Source organism: Synergistaceae bacterium (assembly GCA_031272035.1).
Classification (GTDB): Bacteria; Synergistota; Synergistia; order Synergistales; family Aminobacteriaceae; genus JAISSA01.
Genome location: JAISUO010000003.1, coordinates 1 through 26,648 on the forward strand (window position 1 = coordinate 1; position 26,648 = coordinate 26,648).

A 26,648-nucleotide genomic window follows, 5' to 3' on the forward strand; every position below is an offset into this window, starting at 1 on the left:
GACAACTACGGAACCATCAACAACGACGGAACCATCCTCATCGACGGGCTCTTCACCAACCAGCCCGACGGAACCGTCAACAACAACACGGGCGCTCTCATCCACATCACCGACGGCGGGACGCTGGACAACCACGGAACCCTCAACAACGACGGGACCATCCTGGTGGACGGGCATTTCCACAACGAATCCGACGGGACCGTCAACAACAAACCCGGCGGGATCATCAAGGTGACCGACGGAGGAGTTTTCGACAACGACGGAAGCCTGATTAACGACGGCACAATCAGGGTCAATGACGGCGGCGTCTTCAACAACAACACGGGCGGAACCCTCGACGACACCAACGGGAACATCGACGTCGCGGACGGCGGCGTCTTCAACGACCGGGGGACCGTCATCGGGGACGGAAACTCCCCTTCCTCTTCCCCTTCCCCATCCCCGTCTCCCTCTCCGTCGGGGCCCGACAGGTCCTCCACGGACGTCACCTGCGGGCTGGTGAGGCTCACCAACAACGCCGGGACGATGATCTCCGAGGGCTACATGATCCGCCAGGGCGACGGGACATGGCTCATCACCGCGCCCGCCGGGACGGATTTGTTCAGAGTGGGACTGACCTTCATCCTGCCCGACGCGGGGGCGTCGGTTTCGCCGGGAGGGGGAGAGATCCGGGACTTCTCCGGAGGTCAGGCCGTGCTCTACACGGTGACTTCGGCGGACGGAAAGAACGAAACCACGTACCCGGTGAGGCTTGATGTACGGGACCTGCCAGTTCTGAACGGAACTCTGGTGGACCCTGACCCGGCCCGTTGGAGTCTCAGCCAGTCACAGAACGCCGACGGGACGTATTCGTTCACGGTGGAAGCGCCGCTGGCGGGGGGCGTGTTCCCAGACGGACCGGCTTACATTTACGCCTCTCTGGGAGGGAGCTATTCCTGCGTGACACTGGTGACGACCACGAGCGCCGACGGAGTGCCGGTGCTGCGGATAACGGGGACGGCGCAGACCCTGAGTGACCTCCAAAACCTCAGCATATCCCTGATCGAGTGGGGCCTGGCGGACGGCAGAGAGTACGTACAGAACCTGAACCCGCCCGCGACCTGTTTCACCATCGGCGTCGGGGGCTCCGTGTACGACGACGCCTCCGACGGAAACGACAGAAACAGTAAAAACGACAAAAAAGGCGGCGGCGGCGGATGCACGACAGGAACGGGATTTTTCCTGGGCCTGGCGGCGTTGGCGCCGCTGCTGACAGAAAAGAAAAAATGACAGAAAAAAATGCCAGAAAAAAATTGAAGGGAAAATAACATGGAAAAATCTGAACCGTCGGCCTGGCCGGCGGTTTTTTAGAATCGTATTACGCAATTTACTATAAAATATATAATAGAGATGAAACCCCAAAGACAAAATGTTAAAACATTGTCCGGGATCTTTCCACATTTCCGAATTTCCGACGCGGAATGGATTGCCGGGGAAGATTGTCAGGGAAGAATGGAGATTATGTCCGTGAAAGACCTGGAGAAAAACCTGGCTCCGACGCATATCAATCAATCGTCCGATAAATTGTTGAACCTGCTGGAAATCATGACGGAGCAACCGGAGCCTCTGCGTCTGCAGGATCTGGCGCGGATATGCGGCATGAACGCCAGCACGGCGCTGCGCTTTCTGAACGCCCTGCAGCGGCGAAAATACGTGGAGCAGGAAGCGTCCACGGGACGCTATTATCTGACGTTCAAACTGTGCGCTCTGGCCCAGAACGTCAATTCCTTCTTCGACATTCGCAGCGTCGCCCGCCCCTTTCTTCGCAACGTCACCCAAATATTTTCCGAATCCTGCAACCTTGCGGTGGAGAGCGACATGACCGTCATTTATATCGAGGTGGAAAAAGGGCCGAACAAAATGCTGATGAGCACCCAGCGCATCGGAAATGTGGCCCCCCTGTACTGCACGGGCGTGGGAAAGCTGTTTCTCACCGACTATTCCCCGACGGCGCTGGATCGACTGATCGCGCTGAAAGGGCTGACAAAATATACGGAATACACGATAACCGACCCGGAGGAGCTGAAGGCGGAACTGGAGCGCATAAAAAAAACCGGATACGCCTTCGATAACGAGGAATGCGAAGAAGGGGCACGGTGCATTGCCGCGCCGGTACGGGACTATACCGGCAGAATCAAAGCGGCCATCAGCGTCAGCGGTCCGGTGGTGCGCATGACGGATAAGCATATTTTTTCACATCTGCCGATGCTCCTGGACGCGGCGGAGCAAATATCCTTCCGCATGGGCTGGAAACGAACGCCTCCGCCGGAAACTCCGGAACAGCAAAAAGCCTGAAGCCGCTTTACCCGAAGCTCCAGGCTCTTTCTCCCTCACTGGTATTATTTATTATTCTTTATTTCGGGTTAGTCGTGGTAAGCGTTGTCCCTTTTGTTTCTGGTGTATCGTTCTCTGCCGCCGGAGGAATGATCCTGCGAGGAGCGGGCCCTGATGTAGCGCACCTGCTCATCTTCCGGATAAAGCCCCCATCGCGCCAGTCCGGCCCTGCCCTGTTCCAGCCGCGCCAAAGCCAGCGGCAGCAGTTCCACCATCACGCAGTCGTCCTTCAGGCGAATGGCTCCCACCTCGCCGCGCTCCACCTTCAGCGCGGAACACAGGGCGTTCAGAATGCGCCCCACGTCTTTGGAGGAGGTGGAGGTGTGACTGCTGCGCAGACGCGTCATGGTCCCCCTCGGACGGGAAGAACCGCTCAAACGCCGGTCTCCGGAGCCTTCCGTTCGATGGTCGGCCCGTGTGCGCTGCCGGCGCTCCCTCTCGCGATCCAGGTCCGCGTTCAGGCTGTAGCCCGTCGGAGTACGCGCGTTCAGAGCCGCCAGAAGTTTCGCCACGAGAAGTTTCGCGTCGGCCCGTTCCAGCAGGTCGGAAGCCCACTCCAGACAGGAGGCGTGACTTTTTTCGTCAAGTTGAGCCGTCAGAAGTTTTTCCTCCGCGACTTCCCGCTGAACCGTCCGAATCAGGTCGAGGGTGGGGACGTCCTTCCACTCCACTTTCATCTGAGTGGAGCGCAGCATCATTTTGAAGCGTCCGACCTCCAGGGGAGAAAGAAGAATCAGGTCCGTTCCCTCGTGTCCCGCCCGACCGGTCCGCCCGCTGCGGTGAACGAAGGTCTCCCGGTCGTCGGGAAGCCCAATCTGAATGACATGGGTCACGCCTTCCACGTCCAGTCCCCGGGCCGCAACGTTCGTCGCCACCAGGTGAGGCATGGACCCCGACCTGAAGGAGGCCAGAACCGCGTTGCGTTCGCGCTGGGTCATATCTCCGTGCAGCGCCGCCGCGCTGAATCCCTCGTCCTGAAGGCGCTGAGCGATCTCGATGGATTCCAGCCGGGTATGACAGAATATCAGGCTGCGCCCCGGACGCTCCCAGAGGAGTACGTTGACAAGACCCTCGAAACGGCGGCGGGAGGGAATCATATAGACCCGATGCACAATATCCTCGTGCTGAGCGCCATCCTGAACCAGCGAAATGGTCTGAGGATTGTCCAGGTACCGCTTCGACAGCTCCCGAACCTCCGGCGGCATCGTGGCGGAAAAAAGCCAGGTTCTCCGCTCCGCCGGAAGAGCGTTCAAAATTCCCTCCAGCTCGTCCCGGAACCCCATATCCAACATCTGGTCCCCTTCGTCCAGCACGACATAGCCGATGTTTTCCGTTTTCAGGCTGCCCCGTTCCACGTGGTCCAGAGTCCTGCCCGGCGTCCCGACCACAATGGCCGGCCCGTCCCGCAGCGACCGGAGCTGGGGGGACATTTCCATCCCTCCCACCAGAGTGGTCACGGAGAGGTTCATAAACCGCACCAGCCACTCCGCCTCCTGGGCGCTTTGCTGCGCCAGTTCCCGGGTGGGGGAAAGCACCAGAATCCGAGAGGAACGTTCTCCCTTTTTCATATTTTGCAAAAGAGGAAGCAAAAAGGCCAGGGTTTTTCCCGAGCCCGTTTTTGCCCGTACGATAAGATCGCTTTCTCTGCAGTTCGTCTCCAACACTCTGCGCTGAACGGGCGTAGGCGACGTAAAACCCTTTTGGGCGATGGCTTTGAGCAGTTCTTCTCTCACGCCATACTGCTCGAAGGTATTCGTCTCCTCCATTTCAGCTTTTTCGACCTCAGCATCTTTTTTCACAACATTTTTTGTTTCCGCAGAAATTCCTGACTCCACCTCAGCAGCATATAACATGTTTCCAGTACCAGTCTCCTTATTAGTAAGATTTTTCACCTCCGGCAGTTTTAAGTCCGGTCGTTGCTTTTTTCATGCTTTTGGGTATTATTCCTCCAAAATTTTATGGTTCCACATAAAAAAGGTGACCACACGGTCACCCTTCCACGGACTCACCTGCTGGCATACTCCATTATCCACTAACTGTTATGACTGTCAACATCTAAGTATTCAGATTTTATATCAATAGTATTACTGAATATTCAACAAACAATTTTCCGACTTCTCTCAGGGCAGGGGTTCATTCCAGAAAGGACAATAGATTCGCAGGTGCGTCAAAGTGCGAAGAGCGTCGTCCACTCTGCCCGAAACCGCGGGGAGTCTCCGCCAGGGGCCGCCGTCAAAGCGCCCCAGGATCAGGGGCTTCCTCCCCCAGTCGCTCCAGATGCTCGTCAGTTTGTCGTCGAGCTGCGTCCCGGGAACCAGGTTTCCCCTGAAAAGCGGAAAGGTCCCCTCCAGAGGGGGCCGGCCCGGCAGCGGCGCCACGATCATCCACTGAGTCATCGACCAGGCGCCCTCCATTTCTCGCGAGGTCAGGGCATGCTGCAGGGGCATGATCTGAATGCCGCCCACCTGTCCCCGGAAGGACGTCGCCACGTCGATCACTCCCGCGTGAGAGGCCCGAATACGCCCCACCGACTGAAATTCCGTCCCGCCAAAACGCCCGACGCCGGTCACGGGATGAACGACCCGAGCCGCCGTTTCAGGGCCGTTTTTTGTCCAGGCGATGACGCGTCCGCCGGGACGATTTTCAAAATCTATCATCCATACGAACGGGCGTTCCGGAAGAGCCGACTCAATTAGCAGCGTCTCTCCCTCCCGGGGAAGGCGTTTCATGGGCTCCCGCCCCTGGGCCGTCTCGATAAAAACCTTCGAGCCCGTAAGAGGGGCGAAACCTCCAAAAAGCCCCGTTCCCGCAGGGGACTGGATCGAAAAAAAAGCGCCCTCCGGGGCGGCGGGGGCAACCGTGACGACGGGAACCAGACTGAAAATACGCCCTCTGCCCTCCTCCACGTCCACCAGAATGTGAATCGCGTTCACCGCCGACGCGCAGACCGTCCCCGGCGTCCCCCACCGGCTGGCGGTATAAGCCGGCCAGTTGGTCTTCGAGGGCAGCGCCTGAACGGCGCCCAGTTCCGCCAGCGAGCCGTCCGGAAACGTCGCGAAAGCCATTTTCCCCCGCTCGAAGGGAATGCGCAAGAGCAAGGAATCCTCCCCCCGGGCCGGAAACGCCATAAAACACAGGATAAAAAAAACTCCCGCTGTCCTCAGTATTGTCTTCATTTTTCTTCCCTTCGAAATCTTTCTTTACTCACTAAATCGGAGACCACCAGACAGCCCACAGGTTGCAGAGGGCGTGGTAGAAAATCGAGGGCAGGACGGACCGGTGCCGGTACCGCAGGGCTCCCATGACCAATCCCGGAAAGAACGTCGCCACCCGAAGCAGCCTCTGGGACACAAAGAGGTGAGAAAGCGCGAACAGCAGCGACACCAGGGGAATGGCGACCCAGGGACCCCAGCGACGCACAGCGAGGGTCTGCAGCCACCCCCTGTAAAAGGTCTCTTCGATAAAAGCGGCCGCCAGCCCTCCTCCCATCAAATCCAGCGCCCTCCAAAACGAGGGATGGAAGGGACCCGGCCCCCCCCACTCCGAAGGCCAGCGCAGAGAGACGAACGTCAGAGGAATCAGCGTCAGCAGGGTCATGGCGATCGTTTCTTTCCAGGCTCCGGGACCCATAAACCACCGAAGACCGTAACTCTCCTCGGACTCGCGCCTGCGCCGGCACCACCAGGAAGGAAAATAAAGCATGAAAGCGGCGACGACGAATCCAATCAGCAGATTCCTGAACGAAACGGCCATCTTCTACAGCGCCCTCACGAGAACCGTGATTTCTTCGATCACATCCCTCAGAAACAAAACGATATCCAGACGATACATGTAAATCAGCCCCGATATCTTCCACAGAAGATAAATCACAGGAACCCCTACGATGAGAGCGCCCGTTTTGTAAAGCACCTTTGCCGGTATGGTTCCGTAACCTTCGAAAATAACATCCACCAGCCATCCCGCCACCATCAGAGCAAATCCAAAAATCCAGACAGCCAGTCCCAAAAAAATATACGTATTGAGGTAACGCACGTTTTCTCCACCCTGTCCCGGGAACATCTGCAATCCGCCAAAAGTCCCGCGTTTATTCTTATATTATACAGGCGCGAAAAAAAAGCTCCATAAAAAAAGAAAATCATTGAGACGGAAGAAGGCAATCCTCTTGAAAAATCCGGAAAAATCCGCGAAACGCGCCCTTTTGTGGAAATTGTGTTAGAATACTATACTCGGGTTGTAAATTGAAAGTGGGGAAACACAAAGATAAATTTTCCACCAGCGCGAACTTCTCGTTTTCATGAGCAGGAGATTTTTATTTTGTCGGGAGGAATTGAATATCGTGAAGAAGAGTTTTTTGTACCTGATTGCAGCAGGCATATTGGCAGTGACGGCTTCCGCAGTGGTGACGGCCATTGCCGCGGAGCAGACGGCAGCTCCGGCGGCTCCTCAGAAAGACCCGGAAAGAATCCTGGCCACCGTTGAGGGAGAGGCCATCCGGGAAAAAGACGTCGATCAGATTCTTCTGATGGCGGGGCCTCAGGCCGCAACCTATGACAACCCCCAGGGCAGACAGGCCATCCTGGAGGAACTTATCGCAGCCAATCTTTTCACCCTTTCCGGGAAAAAGATGGGTATCGACAAGACGCCGGCCGTTATGAGCACCATAACCTCGCTGACCAATCAGACCATCGCCAGAGCCGCCATCGAAAAGATCCTGCAGGGAGTCGCCGTCTCGGAGGACGAGATCAAAAAGTTTTACGACGACAATCCGACTCAGTTTACGACGCCGGAGCAGATTCACGTCCGCCATATTCTCGTCAGCGACGACGTGACCAGCGCGGACACCATCAAAGACATCCAGGCCAAACTGTCGGAGGGCGTTTCCTTCGACGTGCTGGCCATGGACCGTTCCATTTGTCCTTCCGCGCCTCAGGGCGGCGACCTCGGATTTTTCTCCCAGGGACAGATGGTTCCCGAATTTGAGACGGCGGCCTTCGCTCTCCAGAACCCCGGAGACCTGTCCGAGCCCGTAAAGACGTCCTTCGGATGGCATCTCATTCGTATGGAAGAAAGGAAACCCGCCTCCACCCTCGCTTATGACAACGTCAAACCCCAAATTGCCCAGTATCTGCTCAACGAAAAGAGGGCGAAAAAATATCAGGAGGTCCTGGCGGAGCTGAAAAAGGAATACAGGGTAGAAATTTCCCAGCCCGTCTCAGGCGACGCCCCGGGCGGAAAATAAACAGATAAAAAATCCGGCGGGACACGCTTCCGCCGGATTTTTATTTTTTATATTTTTATCAGATTTTATTACAGACCGTAAACGTGGACCGCGACTCCGTTGTGGACGTGTTCTTCCCTGAACAGGCGGTCATACCAGGTTTTGCTGTCGTCCTCGTCCAGCACGATCATGAAAATATCCTGCGCCCGGCGCGGCTGAGCGTAGGCCGTGGTCTGCGCAAGCCCCTGAAGAATCATGGTTTCGTGGGACTTGGTGCTGTCGTAAAGCCGAAGTTCGATGATGCATCGCTCTTCCCGCCGCTCTCCGCTGGCAAGGCTGTAGCCCCATCCCACGCTGATGTCCACCCGTCCCGTACCCAGGGCGTAATCGCATTCCATTCGTCCCCGGTCGCCCAGAATGTAGTGCAAAAAGGCGAACAGCAACATCTGAGCCAGGACGCCCTCCAGATCGTACCGGCGCCCCCAGGTCAGAAAGTTTTCGCAGTAGAGTTTCTGGTAGAGTTCGATAATCGCGCGAAAATCAAGCCTGCCGTCCGGTTTGATGAACTGGGAACGATCCACCAGGTGGGACAGCTCCTCCTTCAGAGGTCTGCCCAGAACCATCGGAATAATCTCCCGATAGATGGCGCTGGGAATACCCCATCCCGTGGGAGACCGGCGGATCAGCTCCAAATCCTCCAGATAATCCAGGTCGCCCTGAGGGGGGCGGCGCTTCCAGGCGCCTCCGGACAAAATGGGGAAAAGCGTCGTGCGCACGCTGGAATTTCCAAGTTTTGCCGAAAGCTGATCCATATAGGCGTCCTGTCGGGCGATAAAATGGTCCTTGGCCGCCTCGATCATGCCGTAGGTGATTGTCCTGGCAACATCTCTGCCGAACCCCATCTCGTAAATGGCCTCGCACAAAATCGCGTTGACCAGCCAGGGACGCCCTCCCGTCAGGGCGTAAAGACGCACATAGGCGTTCTCCTGAAACGCCTGCCCCGTCTCCGCCGTGTATTGATCACAAAGTTCCTTGATTTCGTTTTGCGTGAAATTATAGAGGATGACGGCCTTTTCACGGATGTCGGAACCGCATCGTCCCAGCAAGGACTTGTTTTCTCCCACATCAATGTCCGCGTCGCGAATGTCGCGAACACCGCTGTAGAGAACCGACTGGAGAAAGTGCTTCGGCCCGTTGATCTGTCCCGTACGCAGCTGCCTCAGAACGGAGACCAGAGTTTTTCCCTCCAGCAGGTCGATTCCGTCCAGCAGCAGAACGAGGGGAAGCGAAGAGTTTCCTCTCATGCGCCACTGCTCGAAAAAAGCGGTGAGAGCACCGTCGGGTCCCACATGCTCAAAAATAGAGACAAAATTCTCGTAGGGCCATGTATCCTCGAAATCAATCTGCGCCTGAGCCGCCAGACGACTCAGAATGAGCCTGATGCCGCTTCCCAGGTCGTTGACCGCAGGCTGAGCCGCCTCGATATTGCAGTAAAAACAACGATATTTACCATCACTGTTGATTCTTTTCTGCAAAGCCAGAAGAAACGTGGTTTTTCCGGACTGTCTTGCGGAGCACACCATGATATATCTTCCCTGGTCGATCAGGCTCTCTATCGCCTCGCAGTCGACGCGTTTCAGAGGATCCAGTCCAAAATTATCCCGTTCCCTGTTCGGCCCGGCAATATTGAAATAACGACTCATCACGCACCCCCCCAGATTTTTTCATTATACACTGGTCATGGTCACATAATCGTCAGAAAAGAATTTTATATTCAATTTATATGCAATAAAATTTAAAAAGGGCGCCCCTCCAGGCGCCCCTTCAAACAGGCTCAGGAGGGCGGAGAATCGCCTGCCCTGCACATTTTTTTCTTATCGGACGTTCCTGTCCGCAGCTTAAAAATATCCCCAACAAAAATTATTCAAAATTTGCTCCAAAACATCAGGAAGAAAAAATATCAGGAGGAAAGGAGACCGTCACTCCGCGCAGGCGTTTACCTTCGGGTCCGGCCGCGTTTCGGCAGAACCAGCGCCGCCGGCAGAAGGGCGAGAATTCCCCATCCTGCGCTGCAGCCGCCTCCTCCCGAATGTTTGCTCTCTTCCACCGTCAAAATAAAGACGTCCTCGCCGCGGCTCGTTCCCTTGCTGTTTACGGCGGTCACCAGGACCCGAACGGCGGTCTGCCCCAGGTTCTTCGCCTCCAGTGTCGCCGTACTCCCCGCCTCCGACTGAACGACAGAGGCGATGGAAGGATAATCCGAGACGAAGGAAATCGTGCAGGGCGTATCGGAGGGATTCACCTCCAGCGCAAGTTTCAGGGTCTGGCGGCTTCTCTGTTCCATCGTGGTTTTCGGGCTGACGAAGGAAACCGTCACAGTGGGAACGGGCAGGGGATTTTCTCCGACGCTGACGCTTTTCGTGGCCGTGATCGTGATGGATTCCCCTCCGGCGTTCCATCCGTGGGCGGTGGCGCAAACCGTCGCATCTCCCAGGGAGACCCCCGTCACCTGACCGTATCGATCCACGGAAATCACCTCTCCGTAAGAGGGATTGATCACCGTCCATTCGATGCCGTCTTCGTAACCGCGAACGTCGAGCGTCACGTTTTCGGGCCTGAGAGAAACATCGTACCGCTCAATGGTTCCTCTCTGGATGTAGCTTCCGCCCCTGACCTCCAGACCGGTCAGAGCCACGGGGCTCAGTTCGTACGCGCCCGCGTCCGCGGCGGTCATCTGGGGACGGGCCGCTCCCCGCTCGTCCACGTCCGGCAGTTTCATAGCCACAGCGACGTCCCGGGAAACCGCGTCGAGAGCCACATTGCTCGTGGCGCTCAGAAGCTCGACAACATTCACGCCCTCCACTTCCGTCAGGCTGCCGGGCGTTTTGAACACGTCCGAGGGCGATACGGAAAGAAAATTTCCCCGACTGGAGGCGAAAAACGGGGCGGCGTTGGTCTGCCCGATGACGTTGAACCGGCCCGAGTTGCTCACGAGGCCGCTGCCTTCGCTGTAGATGTCCACGCTCCCGTTTCCCGTGACAATGGAGGCGTTGAACACCACGGTCCCTCCCAGAATGGCCACGCCTCCCCCATTGCCATTCGCCTCGTTCCCGGTCAGGGTGCAGAAGGTGAAGGTGGTCATCTCGGCCCCTCCTCCGTAAATGCAGACGGCTCCTCCGTCGCGTCCCGCTCGGTTGCCGAAAAACGTGCAGTTCACGAAATCGGCCTTTCCTCCCGCCGTGGAGTCGATATACACCGCTCCGCCGCTTTCGGAAGCGGTATAGCCGTCGGAAAAGGTCAGAGAATCGAAGGCCGCGCTTCCCCCGGAGGAAACGGAGAACAGGCGGGTGACCCTGGAGCCCCTGACGATGGCCCCGTGGCCGTTGATAACGACCTGCCCCGTGATGGTGACCGTGCTGAAGAGCTGGATTTCCTTCACCGACGAGGCGAACTCGACGACATTCTGCTCATGGCTCACGTTTGCCGCCGCGATGGCTTCGCGCAGAGACCCCACGCCGCCGTCCGCGTCGGAGGTGACCTGGAAAACGGCCGCGTCCGCCCCCTGGACCGATCCCCAAACAACCGGCAGCAAAGCGATTAAAATTAAAGCCAACATTCTTTTCCATCGTACTTTCAAATATCGTACTTTCAACTGCATTATCATTGTTTTCAACTGTATCTCTTTCAATTTTTATTCCCCTCCAACGACAGTGGTATATTAGCAGTATATTACAACAGGCGGGATGAATTTTGACGGAGACGGCACATGTTTTACAATAAGAAAGCGATGATCCTCTTCACGGCATCTTATCTGGCCGCGCTGTTTTATACCGGTTTTCATCTCTCGGAGCTGCTTCTGGGAAACCGGCGTCCCTTCGAGATTTTTGCTCTGTGGATTCTTTTCGGGGCCTCTCTGCCCCTGGGATTCCTTCGGAAAAAATACGTCCCCATTCTGACGCCGGCGGGCGGAGTCGCTCTCGCCTTCGTGTGCCACCTGTCCGGAGCGTTTCTGATTCTGGACGCCTGGAGGCTGTCGTCCTTCGCCGGACTTCTGCCCCTTCCCTCCTCCCGGGACGCGGCAATCCTCCTGAACGGCGCGCTTCTCTGGATCGCCTGGGGCGTCGTCCGGGCCCAGAGAATCAGAGTTCGAACTCTGGAGGTTCGGCTGCCCTCCGACCGTCCCCATCCTCCCCTGCGCGCGGCGGCGGCCATGGACATCCACGCCGGCGGCGTGGCGGGGCGGCGTTACCTGCGGCGTCTGAAGGCGCTGATCGAGGGATGCAGGCCGGACATCATCCTCCTGGCCGGAGACGTTACAGACGGCAACCTTTCCCGCGCCGTCAGAGCCGGGCTGAAAGAGATTCTGGCCTCTCTCCGGGCGCCTCTGGGAAAATACGCCGTCCTGGGAAACCACGACATCTACGCGGGAGCGGAAGATTTCGTCTCCCTGATGAGGGACGCGGGGGTGACGGTTCTGCGGGACGAAGCCCGAATCGTCGACGGCGCTTTCATTCTCGCCGGACGCAACGATCCGAGGGGAATTCATTTCGGAATTTCCAGGGCTCCTCTGGCTCAGGTGCTTCAGGGGCAGCCCGATCTGCCTCTGGTCGTCATCGACCACACGCCCCGGGACCTGGAGGAGGCCGAAGCCTGCGGGGTCGATCTTCAGCTTTCGGGACACACGCACGGCGGGCAGGTATTCCCTCTCAACCTGGTCATGAAACGGCTGTACGGCATTTCCTCAGGCGTTCTGCGAAAGGGAAAGACCCTCATCTGCGTCTCCTCGGGGGCGGGACTCTGGGTGATGCCGACACGAACCGTCACAAACAGTGAAATCCTTCTCTGCAGGATTACTTTTGTCTCCAAAACGTCGGGGGAAATACACTGAAGATCCGGTTGAAACCGGAGGCGGCCGTTGAGCGATTCATTTTTTTCGGTTTCATTTTTATTTAACACTATACGAAATTTTATGTTTGGTAGTGTACAATGACGTTCTGGGGAGTATTTGAACGAAGTAAATTTTAATTCGCCGCAAATGTCGCGTCCGGGGAACTCTGCCCAGAGGACCCCGATACAGCAAAATAAGGCGCGACACAATTTTACAGAGGGGGTATTTTTTCATGGCTAAGAAACATTGGAAGACTATGGACGGAAATACGGCTGCCGCTCACATTGCCTACGCGTTTACGGAGGTTGCGGCCATATTTCCGATCACGCCGTCGTCACCCATGCCGGAAATGGTTGACGAATGGGCCGCTCACGGCCTTAAAAACATTTTTGGCCAGCCGGTCAGAGTGACAGAGCTCCAGTCCGAAGGCGGTGCGGCAGGAGCCGTACACGGGGCGCTTTCCGCCGGGTCTCTGGCGACCACTTTCACCGCATCTCAGGGACTTTTGCTGATGATCCCCAATATGTATAAAATAGCCGGAGAGCTGATGCCCTGCGTTTTTCACGTCTCGGCGCGAGCTGTGGCGGGTCACGCGCTTTCCATTTTCGGGGACCACAGCGACGTCATGGCCACGCGCATGACGGGCTTCGCCATGCTGGCAGCCGGCAGCGTTCAGGAGACGATGGACCTTTCCGCCGTTTCCCACCTGAGCACGATCAAATCAAGTATCCCCTTCGTGAACTTCTTCGACGGGTTCCGTACGTCCCATGAAGTGCAGAAAATCGACGTCCTGGAGTACGAGGACCTGGCAAAACTGGTGGATTACAACGCCATCGACGCCTTCCGTGAACGCTCCATGCGTCCCGAAAACCCCTTCCAGAAGGGAACCGCTCAGAACCCCGACATCTTCTTCCAGGCGAAAGAGGCCGCGGCCCCCTTCTACGTCGAAATTCCCGACATCGTGGAAAATTACATGCAGGAGATCAAAAAACTCACCGGTCGTGAGTATCATCCCTTCAACTACTACGGACATCCCGAGGCGACGCGGGTTGTGGTGGCCATCGGCTCCGTCTGTCAGGCCCTGGAGGAGACCGTCGACTACCTGAACGCCCGGGGCGAAAAAGTCGGCGTCGTGGAGGTTCATCTGTACCGTCCCTTCTCGCCGAAGTATTTCTTCCGCGTTCTGCCCTCCACGGTGGAGGCCATCGCCGTCCTCGACCGCTGCAAGGAGCCGGGAGCTCTGGGAGAGCCCCTCTACGAGGACATCCGCACCCTCTTCTTCGAAAAAGGAGACAGGGCGCCCCGAATCGTCGGAGGCCGTTACGGGCTCGGTTCGAAGGACACCACGCCTTCTCACCTCAAAACCGTGTTCGACAACCTGAAGCTCTACGAGCCCCACAACCACTTCACCATCAGTATCATCGACGACGTCAGCGACACCTCCCTCCCCGTGGAGGAGGTCATTGAGGCCGCTCCGGAGGGGACGGTCTGCTGCAAGTTCTGGGGACTGGGGTCCGACGGAACGGTGGGAGCCAACAAAAACTCCATCAAGATCATCGGAGACCACACGGACATGTACGCCCAGGGCTATTTCGCCTACGACTCCAAGAAGTCCGGAGGCATCACGGTGTCCCACCTGCGCTTCGGCAAAACGCCCATCAAATCCACCTACCTCATCGACTCGGCGAACTTCATCGCCTGTCACAAACAGGAGTACGTCCACCAGTACAACGTTCTGGCCGGAATCAAAAAAGGCGGGACCTTCCTTCTGAACACCCAGTGGACCACACTGGAGGCGCTGGAGGAGCAGCTTCCCGCGAAAGTCAAACGGACGCTGGCTCAAAAAGAGTGCAAATTCTACGTCATCAACGCCATCGACGAGGCGGAGAAACTGGGGCTGGGCACCCGCACCAACACCATCATGCAGTCCGCTTTCTTCAGGCTGGCCAAAGTCATTCCGCTGGACCAGGCCGTCCAGTACATGAAGGACGCCATTGAGCACAGCTACGGCAAAAAAGGCGCAGACATCGTCAAAATGAACAACGCCGCCGTGGACGCCGGACACCAAAACCTCATTGAGATCAAAGTGCCGGCGGAGTGGGCGGAGGTGGCGGACAAGGCGGTGGTGAGAGTCGGCCTGCCCTCCGAAATTCCCGATTTCATCGAGGACGTGGTCATCCCCATCAACGGTCAGGAAGGCGACGACCTTCCCGTCAGCACCTTCACCAACGGCTACGAGGACGGGCGCTTCCCCTCCGGGACATCTGCTTTTGAGAAGCGCGGAGTGGCCGTCAACGTGCCCGAGTGGAAGATGGAGAAGTGCATTCAGTGCAACCAGTGCTCCATGGTCTGCCCTCACGCCGCCATCCGCCCCTTCCTGCTGGACGCCCCGGAGCAGGCGGACGCCCCGGAGGATTTCGCAACGGTCGAGCCGAAAGCGAAGAACCTGAAGGAGGCCGGCTACAGGTACAGAATACAGGTGAACACCCTGGATTGCATGGGCTGCGACAACTGCGCGGACATCTGTCCGGTGAACGCGCTGGAAATGAAGCCTCTGGCCACCCAGACGGCTCAGATCTCCAACTGGAGCTACGCCATCGAAAACGTTTCCGACAAGGAAAACGCGGGGAGCAAATTCACCGTTCAGGGAAGTCAGTTCCAGCGTCCCCTGCTGGAGTTCAGCGGCGCCTGCGCCGGCTGCGGCGAAACGCCCTACGCCAAGCTGGTCACTCAGCTTTTCGGAGATCGCATGATGATCGCCAACGCCACGGGCTGCTCCTCCATCTGGGGAGCCTCGGCTCCAAGCATGCCCTACACCGTCAACGCCAAAGGACACGGCCCGGCCTGGGCGAATTCCCTCTTCGAGGACAACGCTGAATACGGCTATGGAATGAAGCTCTCCATCAACGTCATGGTGGAGTACCTCGTTACGGCAATGAAGGCCCTTTTGGAGCTGGACATTCCGGAGGAGGACAAGGCCGTCCTCAAAGAATGGCTGGATACCCGAAAGGACGGAGAAGCGTCCAGGGCATCCGCCGCGAAGGTAGAGGCTCTGCTGGAAAAAGTCTGCTCCTGCGACTGCGACTGCTGCATGGACGACGAGATCATGACCCACTATGCGCAAATCTGCAAATACCACGACTACCTCGTCAAGAAATCCATCTGGATCTTCGGCGGAGACGGCTGGGCCTACGACATCGGTTACGGCGGACTGGACCACGTGCTGGGCAGCGGGGAGGACGTCAACGTTCTCGTTCTGGACACGGAAGTGTACTCCAACACCGGCGGGCAGTCCTCCAAGTCCACGCCCACCGCGGCCATCGCCAAATTCGCGGCCAGCGGCAAACGCGTCCGTAAAAAGGACCTGGGGCGCATGGCCATGACCTACGGTCACGTCTACGTGGCTCAGGTGGCCATGGGAGCGGACAAAAACCAGCTTCTCAAGGCCCTGTCCGAGGCCGAAGCCCACAAGGGACCCTCCCTCGTCATCGCCTACGCGCCCTGCATCAGCCACGGCATCAAGGCGGGCATGGGTAAGACTCAGGAACAGTCCAAGAGGGCGGTGGAGGCCGGATACTGGCACCTGTACCGCTACAACCCCGACCTGATCGACGAGGGAAAGAACCCCTTCTCTCTGGATTCCAAAGAGCCCAAGGCCAGCTTTAAGGAGTTCCTGGAGAGCGAAGTGCGCTACGCCTCGCTGAAGCAGAGCTTCCCGGACATCGCCGACCAGCTTTTCGATCAGGCGGAAAAAGAAGCCCGTCAGCGCTACAACGCGTATAAGGCTCTCGCCGAAATGGGGGCCGAAGCCATCAAGGCATAAGGACAGAAGCGCCATTCCTCCGAGAAAACAGCGACTCTGAGTGAAAAAGGCCGGGGGTATCCCTGGCCTTTTTTCTGGCCTTATTTTTTGAGGCGACTGAGCCATTCCAAATTCAGGTCTTTGTTCTCAATTTGATATAATAGGCAAACGACAGAAATGTCGTATATTTTATGAAAAAAAGCAGCGCTATTTCCGACGTAAAAACAGGCCGCGCCCTGTGGGAGGTCTTTTATCGATGAAAAATTTATGCCGCGTTCCGATACTGTTGCTGTGGGCCATCCTGTTCACACAGCCGGCTCTGGGAGCAGATTTCGAGTTCAGGGGCACAATAGACGCTTCCGATCCCACAGCCCATCTTCTGGCCTGCTACGTGAACCGCTTCACCCCGGAGGACCTTTTTCTGGCGATTGACGAAGAACCCGATGAAACCGGACATTTTCGAGATCTCTACATGGATTTGAAAGGCGTAATGATCGGAGGGGTACGGACGGACCGGCTGACGTTCCGCATGAATGACGTTCAGTTCAACCCCCCTTCGGAGTGGGCGGCCGGAAATGTGGAGTGCAGACAGGCCCTGCAAATTCACGCAATTTGTCTGCTGAAGGAAGACGACGTCAACAAAAAGCTGGAGTCCAAAACCTTTGGAAAAGACGACCACTGGAAGGACATTTCCATGCGTATTTCCCCCGATGGAATTCGGGCGCGGGGGATTTACGTGGCCAAAGTTCTCTTTGTCACCCTGGACATTCTCATTGAGGTGGAGGGCAGCCTCAAAATCGTGGAGGGCAGAGAACTGTGGCTGGACAACTACAAAATCCGCGTCAACACCATGGATGTTCCGGACTTTATCACGCAAAAAGCGATACGCCAGATTCAGCCTCTGCTCGACCTTGGACGTTTCCCCCTGCCTCTGCGCCTGCACAGTGTCGAACTGCAGAAGCAACAGGCCGTTTTTTCCACCCGCAGACATCCGGAGGTTTTGCAGGGCGGGATAACCTATCACTACAGCGCGGGGACAGTCGATGTACAGCATTGATCGCGTGCGCTATATCTGGGTCGGGCTTTCCGCTCTTTTTCAGGGGCTTCTGCTGGGCGGGTACGTCTACACCACATCCGGAATTTTTCAGGCTCTTCCCCTCAACGTGGTCATGATCGTCCCCTTCACCTTCTGGCTGGGGCAGGAGCACTGGGGAAGGCGTCTGAAGCGCTTTATGGGCGCTCTGACGGGAGTTCTTCTGTTTTTCTACGCTTACTGGCTGTGGTCCGTCTTTCCGGCGGACGGAGAGTTTTATTACCTGCCCTCTCAAAATCTGAACCTGATGAGAGCCTGTATCGCCGTTTTTTTGTGCCTGCCCTTCTTTCAGTGCCGGATCGCCACGTGGAGCTGGCGGGTTCCCTATTCAGAGGTATTTTTTCAGCTTTGCCGCAATGTTTTCCTGCTGCTGCAGTCGACCATCGTCATGGTCGTTTTCTGGCTCCTGCTTCTCACCGCTTCGCGGCTTTTTGAAATTATCGGGCTCAACTTCGTTCCTCACTTCGTTTTTCATCCGATTGTGGCCTTCCCCCTGACCAGCCTCACCGTCGCCTTCTCCATCACCCTCGCCCTGAAGCACCCCGGAATAGATTCCCTGGGGCGGTGGATCCTTTCGATTATGGCCTGGCTTCTGCCTCCTTTTTCCCTGCTGTCTCTGGTCTTTGTGATTTCTCTCCCCTTCTCCGGGCTGAAGACGCTTCTGGGGACGGGACAGGCCAGCACGCTGATGCTGACGCTGCAGGTGGCGACGCTGCTTTTGGCCAACGCGGCATGGCTGGACGGAACCCGTTCTCCCTTTTCCGGCAGGACAGCCGGAGGTTCCTCCCTTATTTCTTCGACGATTGAAGCGATTTCCTCTCTTTCTCTGCTCTGCCTGCCGATCTACACGGTGCTCTGTCTCTACTCCCTGGGGATACGGGTTCAGCAGTACGGGTGGAGCGTCGACCGCATCCACGCGGCGTTTCTCGTGGTCGTGGCCGGAATATGGGGGCTGGGTTACGCCGGACTTGTGCTGCTGCGTCAGTGGCCCTCCTCCATGGGACGGGTCAATACCGCCGCCGCCCTGATTTTCACCCTTCTGGTCATCGCCATGAACTCTCCGCTGCTGGATCCCTGCCGCCTGTCCGCCAACAGCCAGGTCAACCGCCTTCTCACCGGAATGACCGATCCCGCGGGGTTCGACTTTCAGTATCTGCGCTTCAACCTCGGCCGTTACGGAACCGCCGCGCTGGAGCGCCTGAAAAACGCCGACGACGCCCCAAAGGCGGATTTGATTCGCCGCCACATGAAAGAAGCCGTCGCCATGAGTCCCAGAGAATACTGGAACAGCGTACAAAACGGCCTTATCCCGGAAAGAGCCCGCAGAGAAATCCTGACTCAGGCTCGGGTTTATCCCGAAGGGCGCGTCCTGCCCCAGGGAATCGTGGAAAATCTGGTGGACAACTGGGGGAAGGAGAGCCTGTACTCTCTGAATCAGGTTCGAAACGCGTCAGAGCTCGTTTTTTCATTTAAAAAACTGCATACCGACAGCGATGAAGAAAGCCTTCTGATGATCCGGACGGGTCTGGGACTGGTGTTCGACGTGGTTTCCGACGACCTTCAGCTTGTGGGGACCCTTCAGGGGTCCATCAGCCCCGCGTCCCTGGCCTCGGAAGATTTTCGGTCCGTCACGCCGGAATTTATGGACGTGGAACTGAACGGCCAACGATTTCAAATTTTCTACGCTCAATAACGCGCTCAATAAACGCGAAGAATAAAATTGACGAGGGGAGAATGATTGACCATGCCGCAGTGCAAAGTGAAACGCGCGCTTCTCAGCGTGTCCGACAAGAAGGGGCTCGTGGAGTTTGCCCGGGGGCTGACGGCTCTGGGCGTCGAGATCGTCTCCACCGGAGGCACTCATAAAACTCTGAAGGACGCGGGGATTCCCGCCATCTATATCTCCGATGTGACGGGATTTCCCGAAATTCTGGACGGACGGGTGAAAACCCTGCACCCCGCGATTCACGGCGGCATTCTGGCCCGCAGAAATCACCCGGAGCACCTTGAAACTCTGGCCGAACAGCACATCACCCCCATCGACCTGGTGGCCGTGAACCTCTACCCCTTCCGGCGGTACGCCGCCGACCCCGACGCCTCCTGGGAGGACCTGATCGAGAATATCGACATCGGCGGCCCCTCCATGGTCCGCTCGGCGGCGAAAAACCACGAAGACGTCCTCATTGTCGTTCATCCGGAAGACTACGACGGGGTTCTGACCCGGCTGCAAACCACCGGAGACTGCCCGAAGGAGGAACGCGTCCGGCTGGCCATCGCCGCATTCCGGCACACGGCGGAGTACGACGCCTGTATCTGCAACAGCCTGGAGCTTCGGAAAACGACCGGAAAACCGGCCTCCTTCTTCCCGGAACGGGTGACCCTGACCATCGAAAAATTTTCCGGCCTGCGCTACGGCGAAAACCCCGGTCAGGCCGCTCTCCTCTGCCGGCAGGCCGAAAGAGACGGCGTCTCCTTCATCGACTCCCGGCAGCTGCAGGGGAAGGAGCTTTCCTACAATAACTGGCTGGACGCCGACAGCGCGTTCAAAATAATCCAGGAGCTGGGCGACTCCGACCCCGCCGCCGTCATCGTCAAACACACGAACCCCTGCGGCGCGGCCATCGCGGGTACAATCGAAGAGGCCTTTCAAAAAGCCTGGGACTCCGACCCCGTTTCGGCCTTCGGAGGGATCCTCGCCGTCAATCGTCCGATTCCGGCGAAACTTGCGAAAACTCTGGCGGAGGTGTTCTGGGAGGTTCTCATCGCCCCCTCATGGCCGGATGAAACTCTGGACATTCTGAAGACAAAAACGGCTTTGCGCCTGCTGGAGGTTCCTTCGGAGGCCTGGGCTCCGGTTCAGAGTCCGGAATGGAGAAGCGTTCAGGGGGGCTTTCTGATTCAGGAGCGGGATTTGCAGCTCTCCCCTCCCGAAAGCTGGATCACCGTCACCTCCAGAGAACCGCTGGACTCCGAGCGTCGGGATATGGAGTTTGCGTGGAAGATCGTGAAACACGTGAAATCCAACGCCATCGTGGTGGTGAAGGATCAGGCCACGGTGGGGATCGGAGCGGGACAGATGAATCGGGTGGGAGCGGCGGAGATCGCGCTGAAACAGGCGGGACAAAAAGCCCGGGGAGCGGTTCTGGCCTCTGACGCGTTTTTCCCCTTCGGCGACACCGTGAAGCTGGCCGCCGAATACGGGATCGCGGCCGTCATTCAGCCCGGCGGTTCCCTGAAGGACCAGGAATCCACCGACGTCGCCGACGAAAAGGGCATCGCCATGCTCCATACCGGCGTCAGACACTTCAAACACTGATATACCGGCGCTGATATACCGGAACGGACAGCCCGGCCGGGTTCGGAAGCAGAACTCTATCCCGGGGAGACGGGGGATGGGGCGGAGGCCGAAACGATATATTTGCGAAGCCTGATGAGGACTTCATTCAGGTCCAGAGGCTTGCCGACGTGGTCGTTCATACCGGCGGAGAGGCATTTTTCGACGTCCTCCCGAAAAACATTGGCGGTCATGGCCACGATGGGAATTTCCCCGGCCCGTGACACGTTCAGCGCGCGAATGCGTCGGGTCGCCTCGCAGCCGTCCATTTCGGGCATCTGCACGTCCATGAAAATCATGTCGTACTTCTCCGGAGCCGAGCTGAATTTTTTAATCGCCTCGATGCCGTTTTCGGCGCAGTCGATGGAAAGTCGGGTGGGCTCCAGAAGAGCCAGTACGATTTCTCTGTTGATGTCCACGTCCTCGGCCAGCAATATGCAGTGACCCTCGAAGTTATCCGGCGCTTCCTCCTGGGAACCCTCCGTTTCCACGATGCGGTTGACGCCGATGCATTCGTTGATGCAATTGGCGATGTCCGAGGGGAACAGAGGTTTGGAGAGAAATTTGTTCACGCCGGAAATTTTCGCTTCTCTTTCGATATTGCCCCATTCCACGGCGGAGATCATGATCACCACAGACCGCCCCGACTGCTTTTCCCGAATGCGGCGGGAAACCTCCACACCGTTCATTCCCGGCATTTTCCAGTCCACGAAGTAGATGTCGTAGTCGCCCTTCTGTTCGATGAGTTTCAGGGCCGTCTCGCCGTCGCCGGCCGTGTCACAGACGACTCCGAAACGCTCGGCAATGTGGTCGAAATACTCCCGCACCTCCGTAGAATCGTCCACCACGAGAACACGGACATTGGTCCAGTTCACTCCGGCGTTCAGCAGGCTTTCCTGCGGCTGGGCTCCCCGTCGCGCCTGTATGGTGAACAAAAATGTGGAGCCCTTGCCGATCTCGGATTCGACCCATATCCGGCCGCCCATCATCTCCACGATGCGTTTGGAAATCGCCAGCCCCAGGCCCGTTCCGCCGAACTTTCTCGCCGTGCTGTTTTCGGCCTGCTCGAAAGCGTTGAACAAGCGGGAGCGCTGTTCATCACTTATTCCGATTCCCGTGTCGCTCACCGAAATTTGCAGGGTGCACACTTCGTCCTCTTCCCCGAGCAAAACCGCGGACAGCCGGATGTTCCCCTGCTCCGGGGTAAACTTCACGGCGTTGGAAAGCAGGTTCGTAATCACCTGAGCCAGACGCTGGTCATCGCCCACCAGCGTGACAGGGATATTTTCATCCACGCTGACACTGAAATCCTGATGTTTTTCGTCCACTCGAAAGCTGATGACGTTCACCACTTTTTGCAGCATCGACTCGAAATTGAAATCTTCGAAGGAGAGTTCAAATTTGCTCGCCTCAATTTTCGACATGTCGAGGATATCGTTGATGACCCCCAAAAGATGGGTGGAAGCGTCCCGAATTTTTCCGAAAGCGTAGTTTTTTCTTTCGATGTCCGGCGTTGACGTTCCAATGGCCGTCATGCCAATAATGGCGTTCATGGGAGTACGGATTTCGTGGCTCATATTCGAGAGAAAGTCGCTTTTCGCCCGGTTCGACCGTTCGGCGGCCTCTCTCGCCTGCTCTATTTCCGTCACGTCGTGAAAAAGCACCATCGTTCCTTCGCTGCGGCCTTCCTCGTTGCTCATGGGGGTGAAGTAAATCGTGTATTTACGCAGGTTTCCGTCCCTGGAAAAATCCAGCGAGTCCTCAAAAACGAACGGAGCGTTGGAGTCCATAACTTTCTTTAAAATCCCGAAAAGCGCGTCGATCCAGTGTTGTTCCGCAAAACGGCTGAAAACTTCCTGAAAAGTCTTGTCATTGACCTCACCGGCGGAGAGCCGCGTTTTTTTCAGAAAAATGTCGGTGCAATAGGCGAACCTTCCCGCCTTGTCCAGAAGCAGAATAATATTGGGGCTGCTTTCCAGCAGCAGCCTCATATACTTGTCGCGCATGCGCTGTTCGAGGAAATGCGCGGTTTGCTGGTTTTCCTTCGTGAGGGCCATGTCCCTTTCCCGTTCGAGGGTGTTCTGAAGCTGCATGACCTCTCGTCTATATTTTTTGTTGACCTTCTCCAGCTCCGCGATCTGGCGGCGCAACAGTTCTTCCGCTCCGGCCGCCCCCGCGGGGTTCTCGTCTTCCCGGTCAGCGCTCCTGTCCTTTTGGGAATCGATTACGTCCGGCAAGATCTCCGCCCCCAATCGGTACGACTGCACTCTTAAAATAAAAATTTAATATATTCGCATTCCATTATATAACTTCAGACAAATATAGGACTTCAGAAAAATTCTCTCCCGCGTTAAAAAACGCAGGCGGCAAACGTATAGTTGTGCAGCCGGTTGTGGAGTTTGCCGTCATTTCCCGCCACGGGGCAAATTTCGCCGCCCACATAGGCCAGGGCGAAGGGAACTTCATTTTTCCCCAGCTCTTCGACGACCCTGAGCACCTCCTGCAGCTCGCTTTCATTTCGAGGGGCCAGCATACCATAACGGGAAACACAGGGAAACATCAGTATGCCCTGAGGCTTTTTCCCCTCCAGCGCGCGTTCCACCGTACTTTTCGCCGTTTCCAGAATGCCTTCGCTGTCGATGCTGCCGATGGAAAATTCCGCCCCCTCCGGAATTTCTCCGGCGCAGAGGGCGCTTCCGTCGGCGTTCATGCTGTATATCCCCAGGGCTACGGGCTGAGAGCCGTCTCCGTAACTCACCATCAAAGGCACCGAGGAAGTGGCGTCCACGCCCATGCGCAGCGTGAGACCCAGGCTCTGGAAGTACTCCTGCAGCACCATGTTGTTGGCTTTTTTCACGACGCAGCCCTTCGATTCCGTGACCACGGCCCGGCGCTCCTGAATGTTCCGGTCCGGCAGAGAGGTCACGATGAAGCCGGGCTGCACGGGACCGTGCAGAAGCAGCATGGCCAGCGCGTTTTGATCGTCCCGGCCGTTGCAGATCGTTTTACCGTTTTCGAAGGACATGGTCACATCGCTGAGCACTCCCCCCCAGACGGGGATTCCCTGACAGACTTTATCAAAACCTTTCAGGATGTCCGCGCTGCTCAGGTTGGGCACCACGGGAAAAGCGGCTATGACAAAGGACGGTTCCCCTGGCAGTTTCTCCTTCGCCTCCTGCCAGGCGTCCCTCAGGGGAGCTTCAAAATCGTCCAGGGACAGCGGTCGGGTCATGGCGCTCTGAAAGGCGACGTCGTCGCTGGTGAGAATGGTGAGGGTCAGTCTGTACATGCCATAATCGCCATCCGAGGCGCTGCTCATGGTGGTCAGACCGATCACGTCGAAGGGCAGCGCTTCACAGAGTTTTTTAACGATACCGCTTTCAATGAATTCATAGTAACAGCTCAAAATTCCGGCCGCGTTTTTTGACAGCGTCTTCAGGTCGATCTGATTCATAATCTCGGCCAGAGCGGTGTCGACGTCGTCCAGTTCCGTCGTAGAGGCATTGATCATTCGTATCATCGGCGGAGCCTCCTTTCACGTTTTCATTTTTTATTTTTACTTTTTTCAGAAATAAGTTAATTATATCTTACAATATTACAGTTATATAATGCATTAAATTTTATTTTCCAATTCATACTTTTTTATTTTATTTTGTGTTGACAAAATTGCTTATTAAATGTAAAGTTTCGCGAAATATAGGGAAATACGTTTTTTAATAAAAATAAAACAGATATTCGCCCGACATTTAAAAACAAATACCATACCATGGGAGGGAACGGAAATGAAAAGAATTTTAGCAGCAGTTTTTGTTTTGATCTCTTGTTGCAGTTCCATTGCCTTCGCGGCGGAAGAACCGATTAAAATCGGAGTTATCGCCCCGCTTACCGGAGGCGTGGCCGTCTATGGCATCGCCGTCAAAAACGGCGCGGAGCTTTACGCAAAAGTATTCAACGCCGCGGGAGGCGCCGGCGGACGAAAAATCGAGCTGGTCGTCTACGACGACAAGGGAGACCCCACTGAAGCCCTGAACGCCTACAACAAGCTCGTGACGGCGGACGAGGTCGCGGCCTTCATCGGGCCGGTGACGAGTTCTCCCACCTTCGGCGTGGCGGAGGCGTCGGCTGCCGACAATATCCCCGGAATTACGGGCACCGCCACGCATCCGGACGTGACCAAATACGGCAAAAACTATTTCCGCGCCTGCTTCGAGGATCCCTTTCAGGGGGGTTCCATGGCCCGCTTTGCCGCTGAAAAGCTGAAGGCAAAAACGGCGGCGGTCATTTACAACGTCTCCGACGCCTACTCCACGGGGCTCTTCAACGCCTTCAGCGCAAGCGCCGAAAAAGTCGGACTCAAAGTCGTGGCCAGCGAGAGCTACACCACCGACGACGTGGACTTCAACGCCCAGCTCACCGGAATAGCGAAGCTGGCTCCGGACGTTCTGTTCATTCCGGACTACTACAACAGGGTTTACCTCATCTGCTCTCAGGCGCGAAAAGCCGGTATCAAAGCCACGTTCCTCGGCGTCGACGGCACCGACGGCGTCCTGGAAATCGAAGGCGCCGACAAAACGGTGTTCAACGGCCTGTATTTCGCAAACCACTACTTCAGCGCCGACCCCTCGAAGATCGTTCAGGATTTCAGCAAAGCCTACGAGACCGATTACGGCCTCATCCCCAACTCTCTGGCCGCTCTGGGCTACGACGCCGCCAGGATTCTCTTCGAAGCCGTCTCCCAGGCGATGGCGGGCGGCGCGAAGATCGGCCCCGAAGCCGCTTCCTATCAGGCCATCATCGATAAACTGGCTGCGACGAACCTCGACTGCGTAACGGGGCACATCACCTTCGACGCGAACAACAACCCCATAAAAGAGGTCTCCATCATCAAAATTCAGAACGAGGCCTACAGCTTCGAGGGCAAGTATTAATTAAGGCGTCCCCGGGCAGCCGGGAATGTCCTGAACAACCTGTCGTTTTGAAAGGGCGGATTGCGTACAAAAACGCCCTTTCAAAATTTTCTTTTATTCTTAATAAAAATAAAGGATTGTTCGCAGATGACCCTTGTATACCTGATGATTAACGGTCTTCAGATCGGGAGTATTTACGCGCTGGTGGCGCTGGGCTACAGCATGGTGTACGGTATCGTGAAGCTGGTAAATTTCGCCCACGGCGACATTATCATGACGGGAGCCTACTGCACATGGTACCTTATGTCGCGCTTTTCCGTCCCGGCGATGCCGGCGGTGTTCGCCTCCATCGTTTTCTGCGCCGCCCTGGGCACCCTGATAGAAAGAGTCGCCTACAGGCCTCTGCGCAAATCGGACCGCCTCTCCCTTCTGGTGACGGCCATCGGTGTAAGCCTGTTTCTGCAAAATATGGTGCAGCTCCTTTTCTCGGCGAACCCGAGGATGTTCACAAACATTTTCACGGGAACGGTCACCATCGGCGAAAGACAGTTTTCCAGCGCCACAGCGGTGACGATCGGCGTTTCCGTTGTTCTCATGGCAGGGCTCACCCTCCTGGTGAAGAAGACAAAAATCGGCAAGGCCATGCGGACGGTTTCGGAGGACAACGAGACCGCGCAGCTCATGGGCATCAACGTGAACAACACGATTTCCTTCACCTTCGCCCTGGGGTCGGCCCTGGCCGCCGTGGGTTCGGTGTTTTACTGCTGCTCCTACTCGCAGATTCAGCCGACCATGGGCTCGATGCTGGGGCTCAAGGCCTTTGTGGCGGCGGTGCTGGGAGGAATAGGCTCCATCCCCGGAGCGATGGCCGGCGGGTTGTGCATCGGAATCGCCGAAAGTCTGACCAAGGGAGTCATCAGCTCCAAACTGACCGACGCGGTGGTTTTCGGAATCCTGATCGTCGTGCTGCTCATAAAACCCTCGGGAATCTTCGGCCGCCACCAGAACGAAAAAGTGTAAAAAAAGTGCAGGA

At 56.7% G+C, this 26,648-nt stretch carries 18 protein-coding genes; 10 read left to right on the forward strand and 8 right to left on the reverse strand.

Features of this window, described 5'->3' with window-relative positions; genetic code table 11:
- Positions 1 to 1,269 (forward strand): hypothetical protein (locus LBR61_00185; GenBank protein MDR1730489.1); only part of this gene is annotated, 1,269 nt, incomplete at its 5' end.
- Between the two features lie 231 nt (positions 1,270 to 1,500).
- Positions 1,501 to 2,334, forward strand: a complete 834-nt coding sequence (locus LBR61_00190; protein MDR1730490.1) for an IclR family transcriptional regulator — start codon at positions 1,501 to 1,503, stop codon at positions 2,332 to 2,334.
- Positions 2,335 to 2,402: 68 nt separating this feature from the next.
- On the opposite strand, the gene LBR61_00195 is transcribed toward LBR61_00190, so the two are convergent.
- From LBR61_00195 to LBR61_00210, 4 genes are all read right to left on the reverse strand, one after another.
- The gene (locus LBR61_00195) at positions 2,403 to 4,172 is read right to left on the reverse strand and encodes a DEAD/DEAH box helicase (protein MDR1730491.1); all 1,770 of its coding nucleotides are present in this window, start codon (positions 4,170 to 4,172) and stop codon (positions 2,403 to 2,405) included.
- Between the two features lie 321 nt (positions 4,173 to 4,493).
- Entirely contained in the window at positions 4,494 to 5,549 is a 1,056-nt protein-coding gene (locus LBR61_00200) for a hypothetical protein (GenBank protein MDR1730492.1), read from the reverse strand.
- Positions 5,550 to 5,580: 31 nt separating this feature from the next.
- Entirely contained in the window at positions 5,581 to 6,126 is a 546-nt protein-coding gene (locus LBR61_00205) for a CPBP family intramembrane metalloprotease (protein ID MDR1730493.1), read from the reverse strand.
- A gap of 3 nt (positions 6,127 to 6,129) precedes the next feature.
- Positions 6,130 to 6,432, reverse strand: coding sequence for a hypothetical protein (locus LBR61_00210; protein MDR1730494.1), 303 nt, complete (start codon positions 6,430 to 6,432; stop codon positions 6,130 to 6,132).
- Between the two features lie 277 nt (positions 6,433 to 6,709).
- Here LBR61_00210 and LBR61_00215 point away from each other — a divergent pair, with 277 nt between their 5' ends.
- Entirely contained in the window at positions 6,710 to 7,612 is a 903-nt protein-coding gene (locus LBR61_00215; protein ID MDR1730495.1) for a peptidylprolyl isomerase, read from the forward strand.
- Between the two features lie 68 nt (positions 7,613 to 7,680).
- Here LBR61_00215 and LBR61_00220 read toward each other — a convergent pair whose 3' ends face one another.
- Together LBR61_00220 and LBR61_00225 are read right to left on the reverse strand one after the other, a co-directional pair.
- The gene (locus tag LBR61_00220; GenBank protein ID MDR1730496.1) at positions 7,681 to 9,294 is read right to left on the reverse strand and encodes an AAA-like domain-containing protein; all 1,614 of its coding nucleotides are present in this window, start codon (positions 9,292 to 9,294) and stop codon (positions 7,681 to 7,683) included.
- A gap of 293 nt (positions 9,295 to 9,587) precedes the next feature.
- A complete protein-coding gene (locus LBR61_00225) occupies positions 9,588 to 11,207 on the reverse strand; it encodes a hypothetical protein (GenBank protein MDR1730497.1) in 1,620 nt (539 codons plus the stop codon).
- 150 nt (positions 11,208 to 11,357) lie between these two features.
- Between LBR61_00225 and LBR61_00230 the strand changes: the two genes are divergently transcribed.
- From LBR61_00230 to purH, 5 genes are all read left to right on the forward strand, one after another.
- Complete coding sequence (locus tag LBR61_00230; GenBank protein ID MDR1730498.1) at positions 11,358 to 12,479, forward strand: metallophosphoesterase; 1,122 nt, start codon at positions 11,358 to 11,360, stop codon at positions 12,477 to 12,479.
- A 232-nt stretch (positions 12,480 to 12,711) separates the two neighbouring features.
- Entirely contained in the window at positions 12,712 to 16,302 is a 3,591-nt protein-coding gene (gene nifJ, locus LBR61_00235) for a pyruvate:ferredoxin (flavodoxin) oxidoreductase (protein MDR1730499.1), read from the forward strand.
- Between the two features lie 235 nt (positions 16,303 to 16,537).
- Positions 16,538 to 17,338, forward strand: a complete 801-nt coding sequence (locus LBR61_00240; protein ID MDR1730500.1) for a DUF2993 domain-containing protein — start codon at positions 16,538 to 16,540, stop codon at positions 17,336 to 17,338.
- On the forward strand, positions 17,325 to 19,067 hold the full coding sequence (locus LBR61_00245) for a DUF4153 domain-containing protein (protein MDR1730501.1): 1,743 nt from the start codon (positions 17,325 to 17,327) through the stop codon (positions 19,065 to 19,067). Before LBR61_00240 ends, LBR61_00245 begins: the two co-directional genes overlap by 14 nt.
- Positions 19,068 to 19,118: 51 nt before the next feature.
- Entirely contained in the window at positions 19,119 to 20,690 is a 1,572-nt protein-coding gene (gene purH, locus LBR61_00250; GenBank protein ID MDR1730502.1) for a bifunctional phosphoribosylaminoimidazolecarboxamide formyltransferase/IMP cyclohydrolase, read from the forward strand.
- Positions 20,691 to 20,746: 56 nt separating this feature from the next.
- On the opposite strand, the gene LBR61_00255 is transcribed toward purH, so the two are convergent.
- On the reverse strand, positions 20,747 to 22,945 hold the full coding sequence (locus LBR61_00255; GenBank protein ID MDR1730503.1) for a response regulator: 2,199 nt from the start codon (positions 22,943 to 22,945) through the stop codon (positions 20,747 to 20,749).
- Positions 22,946 to 23,058: 113 nt separating this feature from the next.
- Complete coding sequence (locus LBR61_00260; GenBank protein ID MDR1730504.1) at positions 23,059 to 24,228, reverse strand: FIST C-terminal domain-containing protein; 1,170 nt, start codon at positions 24,226 to 24,228, stop codon at positions 23,059 to 23,061.
- Between the two features lie 262 nt (positions 24,229 to 24,490).
- Here LBR61_00260 and LBR61_00265 point away from each other — a divergent pair, with 262 nt between their 5' ends.
- Both LBR61_00265 and LBR61_00270 read left to right on the forward strand, forming a co-directional pair.
- Positions 24,491 to 25,636, forward strand: coding sequence for an ABC transporter substrate-binding protein (locus LBR61_00265; GenBank protein ID MDR1730505.1), 1,146 nt, complete (start codon positions 24,491 to 24,493; stop codon positions 25,634 to 25,636).
- A 126-nt stretch (positions 25,637 to 25,762) separates the two neighbouring features.
- On the forward strand, positions 25,763 to 26,635 hold the full coding sequence (locus tag LBR61_00270) for a branched-chain amino acid ABC transporter permease (protein MDR1730506.1): 873 nt from the start codon (positions 25,763 to 25,765) through the stop codon (positions 26,633 to 26,635).
- The last annotated feature ends 13 nt before the right edge of the window (positions 26,636 to 26,648 follow it).

Coding starts and splice junctions, on each gene's coding strand:
- LBR61_00190 (MDR1730490.1), top strand. CDS start 1,501: ATGTCCGTGAAAGACCTGGAGAAAAACCTGGCTCCGACGCATATCAAT.
- LBR61_00200 (MDR1730492.1), bottom strand. CDS start 5,549: ATGAAGACAATACTGAGGACAGCGGGAGTTTTTTTTATCCTGTGTTTT.
- LBR61_00205 (MDR1730493.1), bottom strand. CDS start 6,126: ATGGCCGTTTCGTTCAGGAATCTGCTGATTGGATTCGTCGTCGCCGCT.
- LBR61_00210 (MDR1730494.1), bottom strand. CDS start 6,432: ATGTTCCCGGGACAGGGTGGAGAAAACGTGCGTTACCTCAATACGTAT.
- LBR61_00220 (MDR1730496.1), bottom strand. CDS start 9,294: ATGAGTCGTTATTTCAATATTGCCGGGCCGAACAGGGAACGGGATAAT.
- LBR61_00225 (MDR1730497.1), bottom strand. CDS start 11,207: ATGTTGGCTTTAATTTTAATCGCTTTGCTGCCGGTTGTTTGGGGATCG.
- LBR61_00230 (MDR1730498.1), top strand. CDS start 11,358: ATGTTTTACAATAAGAAAGCGATGATCCTCTTCACGGCATCTTATCTG.
- nifJ (MDR1730499.1), top strand. CDS start 12,712: ATGGCTAAGAAACATTGGAAGACTATGGACGGAAATACGGCTGCCGCT.
- LBR61_00240 (MDR1730500.1), top strand. CDS start 16,538: ATGAAAAATTTATGCCGCGTTCCGATACTGTTGCTGTGGGCCATCCTG.
- LBR61_00245 (MDR1730501.1), top strand. CDS start 17,325: ATGTACAGCATTGATCGCGTGCGCTATATCTGGGTCGGGCTTTCCGCT.
- purH (MDR1730502.1), top strand. CDS start 19,119: ATGCCGCAGTGCAAAGTGAAACGCGCGCTTCTCAGCGTGTCCGACAAG.
- LBR61_00260 (MDR1730504.1), bottom strand. CDS start 24,228: ATGATACGAATGATCAATGCCTCTACGACGGAACTGGACGACGTCGAC.
- LBR61_00265 (MDR1730505.1), top strand. CDS start 24,491: ATGAAAAGAATTTTAGCAGCAGTTTTTGTTTTGATCTCTTGTTGCAGT.
- LBR61_00270 (MDR1730506.1), top strand. CDS start 25,763: ATGACCCTTGTATACCTGATGATTAACGGTCTTCAGATCGGGAGTATT.